Source organism: Pseudoalteromonas arabiensis (genome assembly GCF_001550155.1).
Lineage (GTDB): Bacteria > Pseudomonadota > Gammaproteobacteria > Enterobacterales > Alteromonadaceae > Pseudoalteromonas > Pseudoalteromonas arabiensis.
Map to the genome: position 1 here is coordinate 86,565 of NZ_LRUF01000021.1, position 24,230 is coordinate 110,794.

At 40.8% G+C, this 24,230-nt stretch carries 15 protein-coding genes; 11 read left to right on the forward strand and 4 right to left on the reverse strand.

Going from position 1 to position 24,230, the window contains the following annotated elements:
• Positions 1 to 176 precede the first annotated feature (176 nt).
• The 3 genes from PAARA_RS10065 (at position 177) to rluB (ending at position 2,289) form a co-directional block, all read left to right on the forward strand.
• Positions 177 to 701 (forward strand): EF-hand domain-containing protein, encoded by a 525-nt coding sequence (locus PAARA_RS10065; protein ID WP_062568910.1) that lies wholly within the window; start codon positions 177 to 179, stop codon positions 699 to 701.
• 128 nt (positions 702 to 829) lie between these two features.
• Positions 830 to 1,420, forward strand: coding sequence for an SMC-Scp complex subunit ScpB (gene scpB, locus PAARA_RS10070; protein WP_062568911.1), 591 nt, complete (start codon positions 830 to 832; stop codon positions 1,418 to 1,420).
• Positions 1,417 to 2,289, forward strand: coding sequence for a 23S rRNA pseudouridine(2605) synthase RluB (gene rluB, locus PAARA_RS10075; RefSeq protein WP_062568912.1), 873 nt, complete (start codon positions 1,417 to 1,419; stop codon positions 2,287 to 2,289). The genes scpB and rluB overlap by 4 nt, the downstream gene beginning before the upstream one ends.
• Before the next feature lie 73 nt (positions 2,290 to 2,362).
• Here rluB and PAARA_RS10080 read toward each other — a convergent pair whose 3' ends face one another.
• The gene (locus PAARA_RS10080; RefSeq protein WP_062568913.1) at positions 2,363 to 3,106 is read right to left on the reverse strand and encodes a YciK family oxidoreductase; all 744 of its coding nucleotides are present in this window, start codon (positions 3,104 to 3,106) and stop codon (positions 2,363 to 2,365) included.
• Positions 3,107 to 3,333: 227 nt separating this feature from the next.
• On the opposite strand from PAARA_RS10080, the gene PAARA_RS10085 reads away from it, so the two are divergent.
• Both PAARA_RS10085 and sohB read left to right on the forward strand, forming a co-directional pair.
• Positions 3,334 to 5,766: a VolA/Pla-1 family phospholipase gene (locus PAARA_RS10085; protein WP_062568914.1), complete on the forward strand. Its 2,433-nt coding sequence runs from the start codon at positions 3,334 to 3,336 to the stop codon at positions 5,764 to 5,766.
• 101 nt (positions 5,767 to 5,867) lie between these two features.
• Positions 5,868 to 6,884 carry a protease SohB gene (gene sohB / locus PAARA_RS10090; protein ID WP_062569396.1) on the forward strand — a complete coding sequence of 339 codons (1,017 nt, stop codon included), beginning with the start codon at positions 5,868 to 5,870 and terminating at the stop codon, positions 6,882 to 6,884.
• A gap of 51 nt (positions 6,885 to 6,935) precedes the next feature.
• Here sohB and PAARA_RS10095 read toward each other — a convergent pair whose 3' ends face one another.
• Positions 6,936 to 8,267, reverse strand: coding sequence for a dicarboxylate/amino acid:cation symporter (locus PAARA_RS10095; RefSeq protein ID WP_062568915.1), 1,332 nt, complete (start codon positions 8,265 to 8,267; stop codon positions 6,936 to 6,938).
• Positions 8,268 to 8,460: 193 nt separating this feature from the next.
• Here PAARA_RS10095 and PAARA_RS10100 point away from each other — a divergent pair, with 193 nt between their 5' ends.
• Together PAARA_RS10100 and topA are read left to right on the forward strand one after the other, a co-directional pair.
• Positions 8,461 to 11,451 (forward strand): Ig-like domain-containing protein, encoded by a 2,991-nt coding sequence (locus PAARA_RS10100; RefSeq protein WP_062568916.1) that lies wholly within the window; start codon positions 8,461 to 8,463, stop codon positions 11,449 to 11,451.
• 306 nt (positions 11,452 to 11,757) lie between these two features.
• Positions 11,758 to 14,424 (forward strand): type I DNA topoisomerase, encoded by a 2,667-nt coding sequence (gene topA, locus PAARA_RS10105; protein ID WP_062568917.1) that lies wholly within the window; start codon positions 11,758 to 11,760, stop codon positions 14,422 to 14,424.
• Between the two features lie 112 nt (positions 14,425 to 14,536).
• Here the strand turns inward: topA and PAARA_RS10110 are convergent, their stop codons facing one another.
• Entirely contained in the window at positions 14,537 to 14,779 is a 243-nt protein-coding gene (locus PAARA_RS10110; RefSeq protein WP_062568918.1) for a hypothetical protein, read from the reverse strand.
• A 238-nt stretch (positions 14,780 to 15,017) separates the two neighbouring features.
• Here PAARA_RS10110 and PAARA_RS10115 point away from each other — a divergent pair, with 238 nt between their 5' ends.
• Positions 15,018 to 15,566, forward strand: coding sequence for a TIGR00645 family protein (locus PAARA_RS10115; protein WP_062568919.1), 549 nt, complete (start codon positions 15,018 to 15,020; stop codon positions 15,564 to 15,566).
• A 59-nt stretch (positions 15,567 to 15,625) separates the two neighbouring features.
• Here the strand turns inward: PAARA_RS10115 and PAARA_RS10120 are convergent, their stop codons facing one another.
• The gene (locus tag PAARA_RS10120; RefSeq protein WP_062568920.1) at positions 15,626 to 17,251 is read right to left on the reverse strand and encodes an alpha-glucosidase family protein; all 1,626 of its coding nucleotides are present in this window, start codon (positions 17,249 to 17,251) and stop codon (positions 15,626 to 15,628) included.
• A 675-nt stretch (positions 17,252 to 17,926) separates the two neighbouring features.
• Between PAARA_RS10120 and PAARA_RS10125 the strand changes: the two genes are divergently transcribed.
• From PAARA_RS10125 to PAARA_RS10135, 3 genes are all read left to right on the forward strand, one after another.
• Complete coding sequence (locus PAARA_RS10125; protein WP_062568921.1) at positions 17,927 to 20,716, forward strand: TonB-dependent receptor; 2,790 nt, start codon at positions 17,927 to 17,929, stop codon at positions 20,714 to 20,716.
• A 104-nt stretch (positions 20,717 to 20,820) separates the two neighbouring features.
• A complete protein-coding gene (locus tag PAARA_RS10130; protein WP_062568922.1) occupies positions 20,821 to 22,317 on the forward strand; it encodes a tryptophan halogenase family protein in 1,497 nt (498 codons plus the stop codon).
• Between the two features lie 2 nt (positions 22,318 to 22,319).
• Positions 22,320 to 24,170 (forward strand): glycoside hydrolase family 13 protein, encoded by a 1,851-nt coding sequence (locus PAARA_RS10135; RefSeq protein ID WP_062568923.1) that lies wholly within the window; start codon positions 22,320 to 22,322, stop codon positions 24,168 to 24,170.
• Positions 24,171 to 24,230 lie beyond the last annotated feature (60 nt).

Below are 24,230 nucleotides of genomic sequence, written 5' to 3' on the forward strand. Positions count from 1 at the left end.
GCTCTTTGGAGCGCTTTTTTTATGAAAAAATTACAGTAAGTATGAAAAGCTTGCTAAATCATAGTCTTAACCACAACTTAACTGCTTTCTAAGTGCTTGATTTTAGGCTGTAAGGTGTTTTGGCATTCAACTTGTATTAGTCCAAGCGAATCTAATCGACTACAAGGAAATGTCTTATGAACAAGTTAACTCTAGCATCAACAATTTTAGCGGCTCTTAGTCTTTCAGCATGCTCTGCAAGCAACTCTTTAGCAAAAATAGACAGCGATTTTGGCAGTTTAGATAATGATAACGATGGTTACATCTCTAAAACAGAAGCAGATGATGATGCAATTTGGGCGCATTTTTCAAATATCGATACTAATATGGATGAACAAATCAGCCGAAGTGAGTTTAATGCTTACATGCAGCTTAATACGGGTAAAGTTGCGGAAGATAGCGAAGTCTCTGAGTCGGCGTTTAAAGCTGAAATAGCTCAATTTGATCCTATCGAAAATGATTTTAAATCCTTAGATAACGATAAAAATGGTTATATCTCGGTTGAAGAGGCTGATGATGACGATATTGCCAACCATTTTGGGTATATGGATACTAATAAGGACAAGCGCGTAAGCCGTAATGAGTTTATTAGCTACATCACTGAACATGGTAGTGATGTTGCTGAAGATGACGCATTAGACATGGTTAAAAAAAGCTCGTAATTTAGCTCAAATATAAACATTGTTTGGAGCCAGTGTATTACACTGGCTTTTTTTGTAATAATTTTTCCAACCTAGCAAGACTTCTGTCATAATAGAGCGTTAGTGATTTAAATGACCTATAGTAACCCATGGCCGCAAAACGTATTAGTGATGAACAGTTAGTCGAAATCATAGAAGCCGCGATTTTTGTAGCAGGTAAACCTTTATCTAAACGTCATTTAAAAGAGACAGTATTGGCTGATTTAAGCGTTTCTATGGCACGCATTAATAATGCAATTGAAAACATTCAAACACATTATCAAACACGCGGCATAAAATTGGTTGAAGTTGGCAGCGGTTATCGATTTCAGGCCTGCGCAAGCTTAGCACCATGGCTTGCAAATCTTTGGCAAGAGCGCGCACCTAAATACTCAAGAGCACTATTAGAAACATTATCTTTGATTGCCTACAGGCAACCCATTACGCGTGGTGAAATCGAACAAGTACGAGGGGTTACTGTCGGCTCAGGGATTATTAAAACCTTATTAGAAAGAGAGTGGATAAGGGTTGTAGGCCACAAAGAGGTACCAGGACGTCCGGCTTTGTATGCTACAACATCCGCTTTCTTAGACTATTTTTCATTAGCTGGTTTAGATGAATTACCACCCTTACCTGAATTACAGGAAAGTAAAATTAACCAGCTTTTGAGCGATCCTTCTGTGAGAGAACTATCTGAATGAGTAATGTAGAAACTGAAAAGTTACAAAAAGTATTGGCCCGTGCTGGTGTGGGCTCACGTCGTGAGATGGAAAAATACATCGATGCAAATCGAGTAAGTGTCAATGGCAAAGTGGCTCGTTTGGGCGATCGTGTTGAAGCAACTGATGTAATTCGTGTTGATGGACATGTAGTAAAAGTTGAAGATAAAGCTGACCGGATTTGTCGTGTGCTTATGTATAACAAGCCAGAAGGCGAGTTATGTACTCGCAAAGATCCTGAAGGTCGCCGTACTGTGTTCGATCGTCTCCCTAAAGTAGATGGTGAGCGTTGGATTGCTGTAGGTCGACTGGATATTAATACCGCTGGATTAATGTTGTTTACCAATGATGGTGAGCTTGCTAATCGCCTTATGCATCCCAGCTATGAAGTAGAGCGCGAATATTCTGCACGGGTATTTGGTGAAGTAACGAATGAGACCTTACGTAACTTAACCAAAGGGGTTGAACTGGATGATGGACCTGCGAAATTTTTAAATATTAAACCATTAGGTGGTGAAGGAATAAATCGTTGGTTTAATGTTACCTTAACCGAGGGACGCAACCGCGAAGTTCGTCGTTTATGGCAATCACAAGATGTGGAAGTATCTCGTCTTATTCGTATTCGTTACGGTAAGTTAGAGCTAGATAAACGCTTGCCTCAAGGTGGGTGGGCAGAGCTTGATTTGGATACAGTTAACTATTTGCGTAAAACTGTTCAATTGGGTCGTGAAACGCAAACAAAATTATCAGTTATACCTGAAAAGCGTAAAGAAAAACGGGCCAAGATAAACCAAATTCGTAAAGCTGTTAAAAAGCATAATCAACGCGTTAAGCAGCCTAAGCGTCGTTAGATACTAGAAAATAAAAAACCTTACTCGAGAGTAAGGTTTTTTATTGGTTAATCATTCGTCAACAGCACAAAAGTTATTTTTGTTGCGCATCTAAAGATTGACCATTGATATCTTTTGAGTCATCACTCATTAGATAAAGGTAAGTAGGCATAAGATCCTCAGGGGTTGCTAACTTATCTTTATCTTCTCCTGGATAGGCTGATGCACGCATAGACGTACGCGTCGCGCCAGGGTTAATGCAGTTAATGCGGATATTTGTTTTTTCTACTTCACAAGCCCATGTTTGCATCATGCCTTCTACTGCAAACTTTGAAATAGCATACGCACCCCAAAATTCGCGACCTTGGCGACCTACACCTGAAGAGGTAAAAATAACCGATGCGCTAGGTGATTTTCTTAAAATAGGGAACATGTACTTAGTGATAAGTGCCTGTGCGGTAACATTAACCTTCATGATGTTTTCAAATGTTGACACGCAGAAGTGCTCAAGCGGACCAAGCGAACCTAGAATACCTGCATTGTTTACTAAGCCATCAAGTTTGCCGAATTGCTGTTCGATTGTTGCAGCAAGGTCACGATAGTTTTGTTTTGTAGCACCTTTAAGATCCATTGGAACAATCGCTGGCTGAGGGCCGCCTGCATTAACGATTTCATCGTAAACAGCTTCTAGTTTGCTGGTTGTTTTACCAAGCAAAATGATCGTAGCACCATGTTTTGCATAGGTTAAGGCTGCTACGCGACCAATGCCATCACCAGCACCAGTAATTAAAATAACTTTGTCTTTTAGCGCGTTTTCTGCGGCTTTGTAATTGTGCATAAAAGTACCATCGGTTAAATTTTTCCATATTTTACCATAGCAAAAAGCCAAGTTATCGAATTTATTGTAAATTAAGGTGGCGAAAATTAAAACTTTACGTTAACTTTAACTGGTCTAATGTCTTATTAATAACCTAATTACATTAAATTAACTTAACTAAAGGTATCTTTTTAGCTACTTTTAAATATGAACACACAATAACAATAAGATTTTCGCGGAGCGATATTATGAAAAAAATGCTACTTTCACTGGCCGTTGCAACAGCCATTACAGGTTGCGGTGGAGGAGAAACATTAGAAGATGTAAAAAATGACAACCCCCCCATTGTGCCAACCGCGACAGTTAAGTTTGATCCTGCTAATGGTGTTATCTCTGTACCCAACGATTTACTCATGAGTGGCACACTTGATGGCACGCTTAATATTCCTGGTGAACTTGATGAGAATAATGTGAGCGTAGAGCGTGCTGCCTATGCCGATCCGCAGTTAGCATTAGGTGCACTAGATGGTTGGTCTACACAAACTCCGTTTAAAATCGATCTTACTTTTCCTGCGGGTGTTAGCTTAGATGCTACATCTGCTGCCTCACCAGGCGCAGTGCGTATTTTTGAAGTCGTCATGGGAGCCAGCCAAACGGATGAAGCATGCTCACAAGTACCTGCAGGTATTGCCTGTAAATTAGTATCAGAGCTCACATTTGGTGTCGATTTTATTACCCAAGGCTCTGGTGATGCTGTTGCTGTTATACCATTGAAACCGTTTAAAGCAGGTAGTAGTTATATCAATGTTTTAACAACCTCGCTAATGGACTCAGAAGGTCGCTCAATCGAGCCATCATCTACTTATGCGTTGGTTAGTGAAGAAACAACCCTTATTACAGACGCACAAAAATCGTTACAAGCGGTCATCAATAGTTATGAAAACGCTGTAACATCAGGTGGTGCAATTTCTAAAGATGAAATCATTTTTAGTGCGGCTATGACCATGCAGTCGGCAGGTCAAGTACTTGGCACAGTCAAACAATTACTAGCAGCAAGTTTAACGCAAGCGGCTTTACCAAGACCAACGGTACAAATTCCTGAGCAACCGGTAATTACTGTCGAACAAGTATTTGCGTCACAAGGGGTAACAGGTTTGTCACCTGCTTTTGCTGGGGTTCAGTATCAAAAAGGCAGTGTAATGCTACCTATGTACCTTGCAACACCAACAGGCACTGAGGTAAGTGATTTAGCTGCGACATACTGGCAAGGTATGTGTGACAGCGGTGTAGCGGTACTTGGTTACGCCTCTTCAGCAGGTGCATCGTTCCCGACAGATCCAATTAGTGAAAATGATGCATTATGTATGGCGCTCAGTGGCGGTAAGTTACGTGACCTAGGCCTTGACCAAACTAAGCACTTAACTAAATACAATACAATCCCTAAAACGCAAAGCATTGCGAATGTACCGGTGCAAATTACTAAGCCTATTTTACCCGTCATTAACTTTGTTCGAAGCCAAATTGGTCTAGATGCTTTGGTAATGCCTGAAGGTGGCTGGCCGGTAGTGATTCTTCAGCACGGTATTACGTCTAAGAAAGAAGATATGTTAGCAATCACTGCTCAGCTTTCTATCCAAGGTTTTGCAACGGCTGCTATCGACCATCCAATGCATGGTGAGCGTGGTGTTGATGTAAATGGAGATGGTGTTGACGACTTCAACGCATCAACGGGTTCCGTACTCAGTTACATGAATTTGCAGTCTTTACTTGTAGCACGTGACAGCTTACGTCAATCAGTTGCTGATTTATTGGGTTTACGCTTAGGTTTAAACTTTTCTGGTGCGACTGATTTAAACACTCAAGATGTGTCATTCGTAGGACATTCACTAGGTTCAGTTGTTGCGCCTGCTTTTGTTGCAGTGACGAATAATCCTCTTGATCCTCAGGTTGACCCACTTTTCAATGTGAAGAGTGTTGCACTTGCCAGTGGCGGTGGTGGTATTGCAAGTTTCTTAATTGATTCGGCAACGTTTGGCCCATTCGTGCAAGGTTCGGTGTTACTTGCTGCTGGCATTAGTGAGTCTGCAGAATTTAGCTCGTACTTACAAAATGAAGCTGTGTCTAACTGTGGCACGCTAGCAGCAGATCAAACCGCTTATGTCAGTTGTGGTTACAAAGAGTACATTGGCTCGTTAACAATGGCAGGGGAAACAGTAAAACTAGCAAATATTCAAGGGGTAGTAACACAGTTTGCTTTTGCGGCACAGACAGCCCTTGATAGTGGTGATCCTACTAATTACGCAGCATCAGTTGCGGCACTTGGCACGCCAACATATATGAGTGTCGTTGTTGGTGATGGCGCTAACAATAAACCTGACCAAGTTATTCCACCTATGGTAGCTTCTAACCCTATCGCAGGCAGTTTACCACTTGCTAACTTGATGGGCTTAGCAACAGTGGCTCAATCTCAGGGGCCAACAGCGGAGCCTATGAGCTATGTTGTGAAATTTACTAAGGGTCATCACAGTTCGGTATTAACGCCTGTGGCTACGCCTGATTCAGGCGCTACTGCACAGGAAAGTGCAGCTGCAACGTCTGAAATGCAATTGCAAATAGCCACTTTCTTAGCGAGCCGTGGTCAGTACTTACAAGTCACTAATACCGATGTAGTCACTGACTAAAAACTAAATTAACCAATTAAGTAAAAAGCCACATCATGTGGCTTTTTTTTATGAAAAAGCATGTTAAATTGTGGCGAACTAACATTAAGTGGAGAATTTGTTTGGAATTTTTATACGAATATGGGCTGTTTTTCGCCAAAACCATCACCTTTGTTATTGCCATAGCAATCATTGTCGCAATTGCAGTTGGCGCAGCAGCAAAGCCAAAATCGAAAAAGGGCGAAATACAAATAGATGACTTGAGTGAGCAGCTTGAAGATCTAAAACAGAGCTTTATTGAGAACACTCTTTCAAAAAAGGAGCTCAAAGCGCATTTAAAACAGCAAAAAGCGAAGAGCAAAAAAACCTCAAGTGATGAGAAAAAAGCTCGGCTGTATGTCATCGACTTCAATGGCAGTGTTGATGCCCATGAGGTAGACAGCTTACGTGAAGAAATTACAGCAATTCTTACTATTGCTGACAAAGAAAAAGATAAAGTACTCGTTCGCTTAGAAAGCGGTGGTGGGGTTGTTCATGGTTATGGCTTGGCTGCGTCGCAATTACAACGCCTTCGTAATGCAGGAATTCACCTAACGATTGCCATAGATAAAGTTGCTGCCAGTGGTGGTTATATGATGGCATGTGTGGCGAATGAAATTGTTGCAGCTCCTTTTGCTATTGTTGGCTCTATTGGAGTGATAGCTCAAATTCCTAACTTTAATAAAATACTGAAAAAGAATGATGTTGAGTTCGAACAAATTACTGCGGGTGAATATAAGCGCACACTAACATTATTTGGCGAAAACACAGATAAAGGGCGCGAAAAGTTTAAAGAGGAAATAGAGCAAACTCATGGCTTATTCAAAACTTTTGTTAGCGAGCAACGACCTTCACTTGACATAGATACAGTTGCAACAGGCGAACATTGGTTTGCTACTCAAGCCTTTGATAAAGGGCTTGTTGATAGAATAGATACCAGTGATGATATCCTCTTAAGTCAGGCGAGTGAGCGTCAGATTTACAAAGTGAAATACACAATCAAAAAGAACTTAAGTGATAAGCTGGCGATCGGTTTGAGTACAAGTATCAGTAAGGCTGGAGTTAATTTAGTATCGCGTTTTAAAGGAATGAACCCTTAACGAAAAACGATAAAAAACCCGCATTAATATGCGGGTTTTTCAATGGTGAATCTAGTTTATAGACTTATGATAATCTTCTAAGTCTTTAGCCGCATCAGGGTCATTAAATACATCTTCGTCTAATTGCCCTTCAGACTTTGCAACAACACATGTCACCATACAGTCACCTGTCACGTTAACCGCGGTGCGTGTCATATCAAGTAAACGGTCCACACCAATAATGATTGCAATCCCTTCAACAGGAAGTCCAACTTGGTTTAATACCATGGCTAACATAATCAAACCAACGCCTGGTACACCTGCAGTGCCCACTGACGCAAGTGTTGCCGTTAGAATAACCATTAAGTAATCAGAAATAGATAAGTCGACAGCGAAAACTTGAGAGATGAACACAGTCGCAACACCTTGCATGATAGCCGTACCATCCATGTTGATGGTTGCACCTAATGGGATTGTGAAAGATGCAACTGAGTTATGTGCGCCTAGTTTTTTATTCGCTGTCTCTAAAGTGATAGGCATTGTCGCACTTGAACTTGAGGTACTGAAAGCAAATAAACATGCATTTTTCATTTTCTTCAAGAAAGTTACAGGGCTAAGGCCCGTTAATACTTTGAGAAGGATACTGTAGTTGACTAAGCCATGGATAAATAGGGCTAACACAACAATACTAAAGTAAAGAGCGAGGCTTTTAATTAGTTTCAAATCAATAGTGGTAAATAGTTTCGCCATTAAGAAGAAAACACCATACGGTGCAATATTCATTAATAAAGTCACTAGTTTCAAGATAACGGTATTTAAGTCTTCAAATACGCTCGCGACACGTTTTCCTGCTTTCCCACTAAGAGCCATTGCAATACCAAATAATAATGCAAATACAATAACTTGGAGCATGTTGCCACTGGCCATCGCATCAATAGGGTTAGTCGGAAACATGCCAATGATCACTTGAGCCAGTGTTGGCGCTTCTTTTGCACTGTAATTAGCATCCGATGGTAGGTTAATACCTTCACCTGGGTTAAATATCAATGCCAGTGTAATTGCGACAGTAATAGCGATAGCAGTGGTAAATAAATACAGCAAGATTGATTTTCCACCTAAGCGGCCAAGCTTTTTAGGGTCACTTAAGCTACATGTACCACATACAAGTGAGACAAATACTAAAGGCACAACGAGCATCTTTAAACTAGCAATGAATATTTGCCCACCAACGTGAAAAATACCATCGACAAAAAATGCTTTAATAGGCAAAGAGAATAACCCTAATGGGATAAGGAAATCGTCTTCACCCGCTAAAATTGCCTGAAAAATAAAACCTACTACTACACCTAGCACCATACCAATCATGATGCGAGATGTGAGACTCAATGAACGGACTTTTGACATACACCTAATCTATATTTTTATAAATTTTGCCATAGCCTACCAGCATGTAAATTTTTATACAGAAAAAATCGCTAAATATTGAAATTAATTCGTCCTGAATTGAATAAAAAAATTATGATATTCGTTCAGGTTTTAGGTTAATATTAGGTAAACAACAAATTAAGTATAGAAATAGCTAACTAGGGAGAGGTCGATGCCTTTAATGCGATGGCTGAGTATTATAGTTTTTAGCTCATTATTAGCCGCTTGTGGCGGTGGTGGTTCACTAGAAAAAGACGGCGGGTCTTTAGATGGTTCAGAAACGGTAGAGCCAGGGGTTGTAGAAAACGTAACCTTGAGCTTATCAATCCGTGATGTTAACGGTTTGGAATTCACAGCCGACAACCCTGTTAGTAAAGAAAACAAAGGGACTGTAACGGCAACCTTACTTGACTCAGGTACACCTCTAAATGGTCAACTAATTTCATTTACAACGAATTTTACAGGCAGAATAACGCCTGTTCTTGGTACGGCTCTAACAAACAGTAGTGGTGAAGCGTCTGTTACATTGAGCAGTGGTGATTCAAAAGGGGCTGGACAAGTGCTTGCCAGCTATATGGATGACAATGGTGAAACAATCACGCAAGTTGCTGGTTTTATATCAAATGGTGATGATGCATCAACTGAATTGGCTCAGTATTCAGTCTCGGTTTCATTGCTAACCGGCTGTAACCCTTCATGGGATGAAAATAGAAACAACGTTAGGTTAGACCCAACTTCACAAGCATCTGGTTGTACTGTCTCTAATTCTATTTCTTCTGCTGAGCTAGGTGATTTATTCGTTGCAGTCACGGACGAGCAAAGTGGTGATGGCGTTGCGAACGCACTTGTTGATGTAACGACTGATCTAGGTTCAGTTCTTCCTTCATCTGGCAGAGCATTAACAGATAACTTTGGTATTGCACTGCTTAAATTACAACCGGGTAATACTGGCGGAGCAGGAACTATTTCAGTGTCGTCTTTGGATGAATCAGCGAATATTAACTTTGCTGTTGGTATTGCTGATCTTACTTTGGATGTAGATAACGGCTTAAACTTTGATGGCAATGGTAACGTAATACCGTTAAAAGCAGGGGGGAGTACTGTTATAGAAGTAACTCTTCGTGATGAAGAAGGAAACTTATACACCACACCAACAGATGTAGAGTTTAGTTCTACGTGCGTTGCGAGCAACGACTCAACGATAGATGCTTCAGTAAAATCATCTGGGGGTATTGCTAGTTCTACTTATAGAGCAAATGGTTGTTCAATTGATGATGTGGTAAATATCACCGTTGAAACAGGCGGTAAAAACTTTACGGCCTCAACGACGATTCCTGTTGAGGTATCTGCTGTGCAATCGATTCAATTTATTGATGTATCTGAACCCGTCATTGCACTTCCTCCGGGTGAAGGCGGTTTACCAACTCAATCTGTGGTGCGTTTTCGCTTACTTGATGCCGATGGCATTGTATCACCGCAGCAGCGTATTGATTTTAAATTAACTGACTCAGTTGGCTTAGCGAAGCTTACACAGCGCAGTGCTAACACAGATAATAATGGTGTAGTACAAACCACGGTAACATCGGGTATTGTGCCAGGGCCGCTTGTTGTTAAAGCATGTTTTGTATCGAAAGAGGATGTTGCCGCTTTACCAGAAGGCGATGATTTATCATGTTGGACTGATGAAGTAGAACTTTGTAGCACAGAGCCTAGTAACGAAATCTGCCCTGATGGAACGCTTCATTTAGTTCCACTGGCTGAGCAAATTAATGCTGTTTCATCACAACTCGCATTGTACTCAGGGGTGACTGATCAAAATAGCTTTGACCTTAGCCCGACTGTATTTAACCCTAACGCACTTAACTATAATGGTATAACAATTCCATTAACCGTGTATTTTGGTGATCAATTTAATCAGTTTAATAGTGACGGAGTTGAAGCAACGGTACTCACAGAGTCAGGTGTTATCGGTCCGCAAAATCGTGAAGCTGTTTGTCGCACCAATAATGCTTTGTGCGAAATTACATGGCGCTCGCAAGGTGAAAGACCTTTTTATGATTATAAATGGGGTAATCGCATTGGTGAAATCGACGGCAACTCTGCAACGAGAGAGGGTTTTAACCCGAAAACAAACGAAATTAACTGCGATCCTTACTTTGGTAATGCAGCGCCATGTATCGGTACTTTATTGCGAGCTAAAAATGATCCTGAAGGGGTTGTGCGCGGAGGCCGAACAAGTATTCTTGCTGTCGCAAAAGGGCAAGAAAACTTTGAGGATGAAGAAACGACAGCTGATGTAACTCGTCGTAATGGTTTGTTTGATATTGGTGAATATTACGCTTTATATGATTTACCAGAAGCTTTCAACGACCATAACGAAAACAACAGCTTCGATAAGGCCAATTGTAGCGATGCTAATCGTGAAGACTATGACGCTGATTCAGACCCATGTTCAGAGAAAAACTCGCGCGGTGGGCATAACGAAACATGGCGCGATCTTAACAACAATGGTGTTTACGACAATGCGGACGGTAAGTACAATGGTTTGCTATGTAGCGAAGCTGCATTTAACGCAGGGCAGTGTACGCGCGAGTTAATAGAGGTTCGCCGACAAATCGAACTTGTCATGTCAGGTGATGAACCGTATGTACGTTTTGCAGTTTTAAAATCGGATGATGTTGTGTCACCGCCTTTTGAAGTTTTAGTCCCTGCTGACTGTTCAGATTCTTTGGCTGGTCAGTTTGAAGTCTCTGATGCACCACAGTGGTGTGATGTTGCAGAGCTTGATTTATCTGTTGCTGCGCGTCCGAATCCAGACTTTGATGCGAACGACCCTAATGAAACTGATCCTGAAACGCTCGATATTGGCTTAGCTGGTATTAATATTCGTATCTATTATAGTGATGAATTTGGCAATCCGTTACCTGCAGGCACACGCGTTTCGATTTCTGCTAATAATGGTGACTTTTCTATTATTCAGCATCAAGAGTCGATTCCTAGCACTAATCGCGATACAACTATGTATTCGGATGTCAGAATTGCGCGAGAAACGGATGGTAACCAAGATCAAGATGGCGTTCTAACGATAACGTTTGAGTTTGAAAACCAGCTTGGTGGAAGCAAAACTGTCAGTAAATCAATTGCAATTTTTGATGACAGATAATCTTTCGTTTTAAGATAATTTTTAAAAAATGCCAGCCATAAGGTTGGCATTTTTGTTGCTGTTCTATATATTCCCCATAAAAATACCGCAAAATGCTAATTTGTCTAAAATAGCAACAAAAATTGTTTAATTATTCAGTCAATATCGAAAAGTTTCGATTAAAAGCTTGTAACAATTGGTGTTTGTAGATATACCTATAAATATTCGTGCTCTAATGTTAATAAATCATACTTATTTAGATAATGTGATGGATATACATTTATAGGAGCAAAAAACTTTAAAATTCTTGGTCAGAAATAGGCAGCTATGGGAAAATCACTTGTAATTGTAGAGTCTCCAGCAAAGGCTAAAACAATTAATAAATACTTAGGTAATGATTTTATCGTTAAGTCCAGTGTTGGGCATGTACGTGATCTACCGACTTCAGGTTCAGGCAAAGCAAAAACGGCAGCAACAAAAACACCTGCTGAAGTTCGCAAAATGTCACCAGAAGACAAAGCTGCCTATAAAAAGCAACGCGATTATAAGAACTTGGTTGCCCGCATGGGAATCGACCCTGAAAAGGGTTGGGAACCACACTACGAAGTGCTACCAGGCAAAGAAAAGGTCGTTCAAGAATTAAAAAAACTGGCAGAGAACGCTGATCAAATTTATCTCGCAACCGATTTGGATAGAGAGGGGGAAGCCATTGCGTGGCACCTCGAGCAAATTATTGGTGGTGAGCCAGAAAAATACAAGCGTGTTGTTTTTAACGAAATTACCAAGAATGCAATTCAACAAGCTTTCGAAACACCGGGTGAACTTAACACTGACATGGTGTATGCACAACAAGCTCGCCGTTTCTTAGACCGTGTTGTTGGTTTTATGGTTTCGCCACTACTTTGGGCGAAAGTAGCCCGAGGGTTATCAGCTGGTCGCGTGCAATCTGTTGCAGTTCGATTACTGGTTGAACGTGAACGCGAAATCAAAGCCTTCGTACCTGAAGAGTTCTGGGATATTCATGCTGATGTCAAAAATACCGAATCAGCATTACGATTAGAAGTTACAAAACACGCTGATAAAGCATTTAAGCCCGTTAATGAAGAGCAGGCGATGTCTGCTGTTAGTGAACTTGAAAAAGCTGACTACAAAGTCATTAGCGTCGAAGAAAAGCCAAGTAAGAGTAAACCGAGCGCACCGTTTATTACTTCAACCATGCAACAGGCTGCCAGTACACGCTTAGGTTATGGTGTTAAGAAGACCATGATGTTGGCACAGCGTCTTTATGAAGCGGGTCATATTACCTATATGCGTACCGATTCAACTAACTTGTCAAAAGATGCAGTTGAAATGTGTCGTGATTACGTTTCAGAGCAATTCGGTGATAAATACTTACCAAAGGCACCTATCAGCTATAGCTCAAAGGGCAATGCACAAGAAGCGCACGAAGCAATTCGTCCTTCAAGTGTAACGGTGCTGTCTGGACATTTAGATGGTGTTGAAGCAGACGCTAAAAAGCTGTACGAGTTAATCTGGCGTCAATTTGTGGCATGTCAAATGGTGCCTGCAGAGTACGATTTAACAACTCTGACAGTGGCTGCTGGTGATTATCAATTGAAAGCGAAAGGTCGTGTACTTCGCTTTGACGGTTGGACAAAAGTTCAGCCTGCTGTGCGCAAGAAAAATGAAGAAGATCAATCCTTACCTGCGGTGAAAGAGGGTGAAGTTCTTACTCTTGTTGAGCTTGATCCTAAACAGCATTTCACTAAACCACCAGCTCGCTTTAGCGAAGCAAGTTTAGTTAAAGAACTTGAAAAGCGTGGTATTGGTCGCCCATCAACATACGCATCCATTATCTCAACGATTCAAGACCGTGGTTACGTACGTGTTGAAAACCGTCGTTTCTTTGCCGAGAAAATGGGAGAGATTGTTACTGACCGCTTAGTAGAGAACTTTGAAGATCTCATGAATTTCGACTTCACCGCTAAAATGGAGGGTCGATTAGATGATATTGCTGAAGGCGAACGTGTTTGGACACAGGTGCTTGATAAATTCTACGCAGACTTTTCTAAGCAGTTAGAAATAGCCTCTGGAGATGAAGAGCAAGGCGGAATGCGCCAAAACCAGATGGTAGAAACAGATATTGATTGCCCAACATGTGGCCGTAAGATGGGTATTCGTACCGCATCAACGGGTGTGTTTTTAGGCTGTACAGGTTACAACCTACCACCGAAAGAACGTTGTACAACAACCATGAATTTGGTGCCAGGTGATGAAGCGATTGCTGCTGATGTAGAAGATGTTGAAACAGAAACATTAATGCAAATGAAGCGTTGCCCTATTTGTGAAACGGCGATGGATTCATACTTAATTGATGAAACTCGCAAGTTGCATGTGTGTGGTAACAACCCTGCATGTAAGGGTTATATTGTTGAGCAAGGCACTTTCAAAATTAAAGGTTACGACGGCCCCATTATCGAATGTGATAAATGTGGTGCAGACATGCAGTTAAAGTCAGGTCGTTTTGGTAAATACTTCGGCTGTAGTAATGAAGAGTGTAAGAATACACGTAAGTTACTTAAAAATGGCGAAGCCGCACCACCAAAAGAAGATCCGGTTCATTTACCTGAGCTTGAGTGTGAAAAGTCAGAAGCTTATTTTGTCCTAAGGGACGGAGCATCCGGTATTTTCTTAGCTGCAAATACTTTTCCGAAATCACGGGAAACACGTGCGCCAAAAGTTGAAGAGCTTAAGCGTTTTAAAGATCGTATTTCAGAGAAGTTTTATTACCTTGCTGAAGCACCGACGCAAGACCCTGATGGTAACCTTGCTGTAGTACGTTACAGTCGTAAAAACAAAGAGCAGTATGTTATGAGTGAAGTCGACGGTAAAGCCACAGGCTGGACAGCACACTACCAAAATGGCAAATGGGTAGAAGAGAGCAAAAAGAAAGCTCCCGCGAAGAAAAAAGCGGCCAGCAAAGCTAAAAAGTAACGTGTCTTTTTATATTAATTCGCTTAATTAAGTGAATTAATATTAGTAAAATAAAAAACCGGAGTGCACCTCTTTGTGTCAGCTCCGGTTTTTTTAATCTGAATTATAAACGCTAGATTTGTACGTCGTTTACTTTTTTGTAGCCTTCAGCTTCAAGCTCATCATTCACGCATTTTAAAACGTAAGGTTTAAGCTCGTCATTGCTGATGTCATCATCTTTAGCCCAGTTTAAACACATTTCAGTGTATTCTTTGATCATTTCAGCTGATGCTTCAGGTGCTTCGTTAGCGATTGCATTTGATGCAGACATAGTCAATACCGGCGCCAAAATCAGTGCTAGCAATGCTTTTTTCATTTAATTATTCCTAATCAACAAAATTAATTATTACTGGCTTATCACACAGTAATGGTGCGCAATGTGTAACCCACTTTGCTTGAATGAAGTTATAAACTAAATTTCTAAAAAAGATAACGAAATTTTTTTATCGTAAAGATAAACAAGAAACAACCAATATTTTTGGCTGCAATACTAGCTATACGCCCCTAATTCCACGTATTATCTTCCTAATTTTAAAAGGAAAGTGAATCTAGTTATGTCTGAGCAAGTGACAAATTCAAAAGTAAAGAAAGTACCGACCAAGGTAGAGCAAGTTGTTGAGAGTTTTATTTTTCGGTCGCGTTGGTTATTAGCGCCGTTCTTTATTGGCTTATTAGTCGCTGTTGTTTTGTTACTACTGAAGTTCTTTAAATATTTGTACAGCATGGCCTTAAATACGTTTACTGCCTCAAATCAAGAGTTGCTAGTTGGTATTTTAACCTTAGTAGACACTGCTTTATTAGCAGGGTTGCTACTTATTATCATCTTCAGTGGTTATGAAAACTTTGTTTCAAAGTTGAATATCGAAAACCATGAAGACCGCCCTGTGTGGATGGGAAAAGTTGGTTTCTCTGGCCTGAAAATGAAATTGATCAGTGCTATCGTGGCCATATCCGCTGTTGAGCTCTTAAAGGTGTTTATCAGCTCGAATAATCACTCCACTGATGAACTACTTTGGAAAGTATTAATTCACGTCACATTTGTGGTCTCTGGGGTGTTATTTGCTTTAACGGATTATATTAACAGTAAGACGATGAATCATTGATAGCGCTACAATCATGAAAAAGCCCTGCAATTGCAGGGCTTGGCTTTAACAACTGATGTTTAATTCAGGGTTGCATAAAAGCAACCGAACCCGGGCAGAGTGACTTTATTATTGTTTAATTCAGCTGTGTGATGAGAGAGCTCAGTATGCTGTGAAGATATAGTATCTGCGATAACAAGCTCGCTACTTTGTGCACCTAAGTTGAATGCACAAAGCATTTTAACGCCGTCCAAAGTACGATAGAAAGCAAGTACAGGTTCTTCTGTATTAATAAATTCAATATCACCTTCTAATAGTACGTTTTTATCTTTACGCCATGCCATAAATTCACGGTAAGCGTTTAAAATCGAATCTTTATCTTGGTCTTGTGTACTTACCGCTGCGACCTTATGGGCATCGCCCACTGGCAACCATGGTTTTGTTGTAGAAAAGCCTGCTTGTTCTGCATCACTTGCATCCCATGGCATAGGCGTACGACAGCCATCGCGACCTTTAAAGTTTGGCCAGAATGTAATGCCATATGGGTCTTGTAAGTCTTCAAACGCGACTTCGGCTTCACCCAAACCTAGCTCTTCACCTTGATACATACATACGCTACCACGTAACGAAGCAAGTAGGGCAGTTAACATTTTACATTGCTGTGGCTCAATTTTTTCACCTTGACTCCAGCGACTAGCGACACGCTCTACGTCATGGTTGCTAAATGCCCAACAAGGCCAGCCTTCTGTCATGCGTTGCTCTAACGTGTTGACGGTTGTGCGAATATATTCTGCGCTGTAGTCATTAGTTAGTAGCTCAAAACTATAGCCCATATGCAGCTTGTCACCGCCTGATGTGTATTCAGCCATGGTTGCTAATGAGTCTTCAGATGAAATCTCACCTAATGCAACAGTACCTGGGTATTTATTCAAAAGGGCACGAATGTCTTGCATAAAGCTCAGGTTTTCGGGTTGCGTATTGTTGTAATAGTGATACTGAAACGCATACGGGTTGTCTTCGCTAAAACCACGGCCTTGACGTTTTTCAGGTGGCTTTGCAGGGTTATCACGTAATTGAGCGTCGTGATAACAGAAGTTTATGGCATCTAAACGGAAGCCATCAACGCCTTTTTTCAGCCAAAACTCAACATTGTCTAATACCGCTTTGCGTACTTCAGGATTATGGAAGTTTAGATCTGGTTGCTCAGCAAAAAAGTTATGCAAGTAATATTGGCCACGGCGAGGCTCCCACTGCCATGCAGGACCACCAAAGATTGATAACCAGTTATTTGGTTGTGTACCATCAGGCTTTGCATCCGCCCAAACATACCAATCAGATTTGTCGTTAGTCTTATCTTCACGGCTATCAAGAAACCATTGATGTTGATCTGATGTATGGCTTAATACTTGATCAATAATAATTTTAATATCACGTTGGTGTGCTTGTGCAATTAACTTATCAAAGTCATCGAGGTTACCAAAGATAGGGTCTATGTCACGGTAGTCACTGATGTCGTAACCAAAATCTTTCATTGGTGATTTAAAAAAAGGTGAGACCCAAATTGCATCCACGCCAAGGCTCTTAATGTAATCGATACGATCAATGATGCCTTTGATATCGCCAATGCCATCGCCATTAGTGTCTTGGAAGCTACGCGGATAAACTTGGTAAATAACCGCACCTTTATACCACTGCTTTTGAGTCATGTTTTTCTCCATCGTGACATTCAGTGTCTGTAAACTGAGAGGTAACCTCACAAGGGTTACCAGAATGTCAAAAGCATACGTGAAGGGGGGTAGGCTGTAAAAACTCTGCATACGTATGCACGTTAAATTAACGTTTTAACTCAGCATAATTTATTAACGCTAGTCGTGTGTGTTGAATTAATTTTTAATGTGAAATTCTTTACCAATTTTTTACTGTCCTAAAAAACACAACTAAGAATCCACTGTGGTGCATAAAATAGCTGGCTTGTCACAAAGTGGTGCAACAAGTTTTTTTGGTATGACCAATTAACATTCGCTGTGTTGAATTAGAAGTAATAATTTTTCTATCCTCTTTGATCACTAGTAAGTATTAGCTTTTACAGTCAGGTCCCAGTTTGGGTGCTTAAAGTAAGACAATTTTGTTTCATTCACATTTCCTTACTTGGCTTTGAAAATAAATAAATAATAATCAGTAACTTAACCATTTCATCTGTAAAATATTTGTTAAATTTAAATTGCATGAACTAGGCTGAATACGTATGCATAAATTTGTTAAGAAAATAAGCTGAGCGTTAATATTCATCTCGACAACAAAATCAGTCAGCGAATAACAGCTTTTCTGAAACAGATAACTGCATCACGTTGGCATTACAATTTGGGTAATGGGAAAACATTATGTCTATGTTCAAACCAAGTATATTAACTCTGGCTCTTACAGCCGCAGGTTTAAATAGTTTTGTAGCGTATGCTGCTGAAGAAGACCAAAAAGCAAAAAATGATAACGTTGAGGTTATCGAAGTAAAAGGTTTTCGTGGCAGTGTTGTAGAGTCTATTAATACGAAACGCTTCACACCTGAAGTCGTTGAGTCAATCTCAGCAGAAGATATCGGTAAATTACCTGATTCATCAATCGCTGAATCGATCGCGCGTCTTCCTGGTTTAACAGCCCAGCGTCTAGATGGACGTGCAAGTCGGGTTAGTGTTCGTGGTTTTAGCGAAAACGAAAGTGCCACAACTTTCAATGGTCGTGAACAGGTGTCAATTGGTGACAACCGTGGCGTTGAATTTGACCTTTACCCATCAGAAATCATGAGCGGTGTAACTGTATATAAAACACCGAGTGCAGGTATTGAAGCCGAAGGTATTGCTGGCGTAATTGACATGCAAACTGTAAAACCTTTAAGCAAAGGTGAGCAAGTTATCATGTTCAATGGTCAATATGAGCAAACAGGCTTTGATAAATTAAACCCAGACGGCGACGATAAAGGGTTTCGTGGCACAATTTCTTATATCGATCAGTTTGCTGATGACACCATCGGCGTTGCATTTGCCTACAATACGATGAGCTCTCCAAATCAAGAGAAGCGTTGGAATTCATGGGGCTACCCAGAATTTACCGGCGAAGATGGTAATACCTATTCTATCTTAGGTGGCGCTAAGCCGTTTGTACGCTCATCGACACTTGAACGTGATACAGCCATGTTCGTGTTAGAAGCAGCACCGAATGACCGTTTAAATATGACATTCGATGCTTTGTATGTGGATTTTTCAGATGAAAAAATCCTACGTGGTATCGAAGTTCCATTTGCATGGGGTCAAGGTTCAATCGACCCTAGTTCAGCCGTTGTTGATGCAGACTCAGGTTTTATCACCAGTGCTGTTACACAAGGTCAACGTGTTGTAGTGCGTAATGACTATGAAGAGCGTAATGCAGAGCTAACTCAATTTGGTTTTAACACTAAGTACGATATCAGTGATGACTGGTCAGTAGAGTTTGACGCTAGTCGCTCTGAAGTTGAACGTCAAATCTGGAGTATCGAAAGCTACTCAGGTACAGGTCGTGGCGATGCAAATGGCATTGCAGATGATATTGGTTATGTATTTGACGGTGGTAACACAGGGGCACAATTCAGCCATAACCTTGATTACAGTGATTATGATTTAATTCAACTAGGTGGTCCATTATCCTGGGGTGCAAGTGCTGCTCTGAATGATAAATATGGTTTAACTGGTACTGAATACGAGAATACCGCACAAGATGGCTTTATCAATGCGCCAGAAATCAATGATGAACTAAGCACATTGAAGCTTGCTGCAAGCAAAGTCCTTGATAACGCTTATATCAGCCGCGTGTCATTCGGTGTGTCATATCGTGACCGTGAGAAGAGTAAACTGTCTGAAGGTTACTTCATGACGTTGAAAGACTTCTCACTTTCAAACCCTGGTATGTTATCAATCCCAGAGCAATACCGCTTAGGTACGGCGAGCCTTGATTTCATTGGTATGGGCAATATGGTTGCTTATGATACCAATGCTTTAGTGAATGATGGCTACTACAGCTTACTTCAAGAAAGCTTAACTGATTCAAAGCACAAGACACAATCGTGGACAGTACAAGAAGAAGTGACAGCGTTCTTTGCTCAAGCAGACATTAATGCAGAGCTAGGTTCAATCCCTGTAACAGGTAACATTGGTGTTCGCTATGTTAAAACTGAACAGTCTTCACAAGGCTTCGCTGCTAACACAGTTGACGGTCTAGTCGTTGTATCTCCAACAGATGTAAGTCATGATTACAGCCATTTCTTACCAAGCTTAAACTTATCATTTGCAATCGATGAAGAGCAAACCGTACGTTTCGGCGCAGCGAAAACAATTTCTCGTGCCCGCTTAGACGAAATGAACTCATCAGTTAATGCATCTTATAATCAACAACCAGATGAAAACGGTAATTACTGGAGTGTATCAGGTGGTAACCCTGAGCTGGAGCCTAAAGAAGCAACTGGCTTTGACTTAAGCTACGAAAACTACTTCCATGAAGAAGGTTATTTTGCCGCTGCATTTTTCTATAAAGATATTACGCAGTGGATCTTTGATGGTACTTACGAAATTGATATGAGCGGTGTTGCTGACCCATCAACAGGTGAGATTCCAGCAACTTCAACAGGTACTGGTTCTGGTAAAGTAAATGGTGGCTCTGGTGACCTTTGGGGTTATGAGCTTTCATTAACACTGCCGTTCACCATGTTTAGTGATTCACTTGATGGCTTTGGTTTAATCGCAAGTCACACAGGTGTTGAGCAAGATATTACAGACCAAAACGGTAATGAGTATGAGCTACCTGGTTTATCTGACCAAATCGATAGCTTAACAGTGTACTTTGAGCGTAACGGTTTCCAAGCGCGTACTAGCATGCGTAAGCGCAGCGATTTTAAAGGTGATGTATACGGTTTAGGTTTTGCGACTACACAAGTTGATATTAAAGGCGAAACAATTTGGGATGCGCAAATTGGTTACGACTTTAGTGAAGGCGGCGTAGAGAGCCTTGACGGTTTATCTGTAACATTCCAAGTTCAGAACATCACTGAAGAGCCGTTTACATCACTACAAGGTGATAACTCACTACAAGTGCGTGATTACCAAGACTACGGTCGTACATTCCTGTTAGGCTTCAGCTACAAGCTGTAATAAGCTAATGTAGTGATAGAAATTGCCCTTGTGATTTGTTTTACAAGGGCTTTTTTGTATCAGTGAGCTACACTCAATAAATTGAAATTGGTGTTAGGTGTACTATGGGTTCAAAAAAGATAACTAAGGTTGTAATTGCCGGTGGTGGTACTGCAGGATGGATCACTGCCGCATTACTCAATAAAGTACTGGGTAAAGTGCTCGAAATTACACTTGTTGAGTCAGCTGAAATTGGCACCGTTGGGGTAGGTGAAGCAAGTATTCCGCCTATTTTACATCTTAATGCTGCACTTGGCATTTCTGAAAAAGAATTTATAGAGGCCACTGGCGCAACGATTAAGCTCGGTATCGAGTTTGAGAATTGGCGCAGCCAAGGTCACAGCTACATGCACGCCTTTGGTGAGATAGGTAAAGATTTTCCGTTTTGTGAGTTTTATCATTTTTGGTTAAAAGCACATCACGCCAATAATGTACCTGATTTTTGGGATTTTTCACTTAACTATCAAGCTGCCAAAGCTCATAAATTTGCCCACCTTAAACACATTCCTAACACCCAGTTAGCGGGCTTACATTATGCTTACCATTTTGATGCCACTCGATATGGCGAATTCTTAAAAGAATTAGCGCAATCACAGGGCGTTAAACGCATTGAAGGCAAAATTGAATCGGTTAATCAATGCCATGAAAGCGGACTTATTCGCTCTTTGCAGCTTAAAAATGGCGAGCAAATAGATGGCGATTTATTTATTGATTGCACAGGCCTTCGCGCTTTATTGATAGAACAGACACTAAATACTGGTTTTGAAGATTGGTCGCACTGGTTGCCTTGCGATAGTGCTGTTGCAGTACAAAGTGAATCAGCAACGGATGCAATTCCTTATACACGCTCGATTGCAAAAGACTCAGGCTGGCAATGGCAAATTCCATTACAGCATCGTGTAGGCAACGGCCTTGTATATTCTTCTCGTTTCTTATCAGACGAAGCGGCAAAACAACAGCTGTTGGACAACTTACCTGCAAAACAACTCACAGAGCCGCGATTTATTAAATTTAAAACAGGGCGGCGCTTAAAACAGTGGCATAAAAATGTGGTATCGATTGGCTTATCGAGCGGTTTTTTAGAGCCATTAGAATCGACCAGTATTCATTTAATTCAAAGTGCAGCGATTCGTTTAATTAAATTTTTTCCTCATCAAGGTATTAAGCAATGCCTTGTGGATGAATTTAATCAACAAAGTAAAACAGAATTTGAGCGAATTCGTGACTTTATCATTCTTCATTACAAACTAACTGAGCGTGATGACACTGCATTTTGGCGTTTTTGTAAAAATATGGATATTCCAAGCAGTCTTAAAAAGAAAATTGAGCTATTTAAAACCAGCGGCAAGCTCGTAAGAGAAGACGATGAATTATTTGCCGAAGTGGCATGGCAGCAAGTGATGATAGGGCAAGGACTCATTGCAGAGGATCATCACCCATTGGCTGATGCATTATCCGATGAGCAATTAAATGAGCTATTTAGTAGTTTAAAAACCTTGATTAATAGTGCCGTTGAGCAACTGCCGAGCCACCGTCAATTTTTAGAAAAAGTACAAAATTAATTATGAAAAAAACACAGACATTTTTAGCGTTAACCACCGCATTCACGCTTTTCAACTCGACTGCAAGTTTTGCAATTACCGCATCACCAGAAAATTGGTGGGTAGGGATGAAAAACAACTCGCTGCAAGTCATGCTTTACGATAAAAATATTGCCAGCAAAGCATGGCAAATGATGCCTTATAAAGGCGTTGAGTTTAAAGGGGTGACAACAACAAATAACCCCAACTACGCGTTTTTAGATTTAACCATCAGCGATAATGCAAAGGCGGGAACACTCACCTTTAAAGCTGAAGATGGCACAAGATTTACTTATCCGTTAAATGCCCGTGATAAGCAAAGTGCTAATCGCCAAGGTTTCACAAATAAAGACACGCTTTATTTAATCAATCCTGATCGCTTTGTAAACGGTGACCCAAGCAATGACACCGTTTCTGGTATGCAAGAGCCTGCAAACCCAAGTTTTAAAGGTGGCCGACATGGCGGTGATATTCAAGGTGTTATTAATAGCCTAGATTATCTTGAGGACCTTGGTGTGACACAACTTTGGTTAACGCCGGTGCTTGAAAATGACATGCCAAGTTATTCTTATCATGGTTATGCCATTACTGATTTTTACAAAGTTGATCCGCGTATGGGCAGTAATGCGCTTTATAAAACCTTATCAGCAGAAGCGAAAGAGCATGGTATTGGTTTAGTGATAGACATGGTACTTAATCACTTTGGTTCATCGCATCAGTGGATGACTGATATGCCTACTGCTGATTGGGTTAACTTTGATGGCAAGTTTGAAAACGGTAAAAATGCCACCAGTCACGCCAGACAAACAATCCAAGACCCTCATGCTAGCCAATACGACAAACGTCAATTTAATGATGGTTGGTTTGTTGAGTCGATGCCTGATTTAAATCAGCGCCAGCCGCTACTCTCTACTTATTTGATTCAAAATGCCATATGGTGGATTGAATATGCCAATTTAAGCGGCATTCGTGTTGATACCTATTCATACTCAGATAAAGCTTTTTTAGCTGATTGGACTCACGCGATTATGAGTGAGTATCCGAACTTTAATATTGTTGGCGAAGAGTGGACAACCAACCCAGCAATTGCTTCTTATTGGCAGCGCGGCAAAGTCAATCAAGATGGCTATACCTCTGATTTACCAAGTGTGATGGATTTTTCATTACAAGAAGCACTGATCCAAGCACTTAATGAAGAGGAAAGTTGGAATACAGGTTGGATAAAAGTGTATCAATCGCTAGCGAATGACTTTTTATATGCAGATACCGATAACATTTTAGTGTTTGCAGATAACCATGACATGAGTCGTGTTTACACTGAGCTTGGGCAAGACTTAGCAAAAACGAAATTGGCCATGACGCTACTGTTAACAACTCGCGGTATTCCACAAATTTATTACGGCACTGAGCTGTTGCTTGATAACACGCCAAGTAATGATCACGGTGATATTCGTATTGACTTCCCAGGTGGCTTTAAAGGTCAAAAAGCAAATGCTTTCACAGGCAAAGGGCTTTCAGCTGATCAGCAAGAGATGTTAAGTTCCATTAAAAAACTGCTTCAGCTGCGCCAAGAAAAGCCAGCACTAAGCGAAGGCCGTTTAATGCATTTTTCACCAAAGCAAGGCGTTTACAGCTATGTGAGAGAACACAATGGCCAATCTGTATTGGTAATTTTAAACAAAAACCAACAAGCCATTGATTGGGACTTAAGCTACATGCAAGAAGTGCTAAAAGGCACTAACAAAGGGCGCGATTTAATCAGCGAAAAGCGCGTTGATCTTGCTACGCCAATCCGCTTAAAAGCGATGCAAGCACGCTTAATCGAGCTTGAATAATTGCAACTAATAGGCTGAATACGTATGCATTTACTGTCCGTATGCAGCCCTTAACATTAG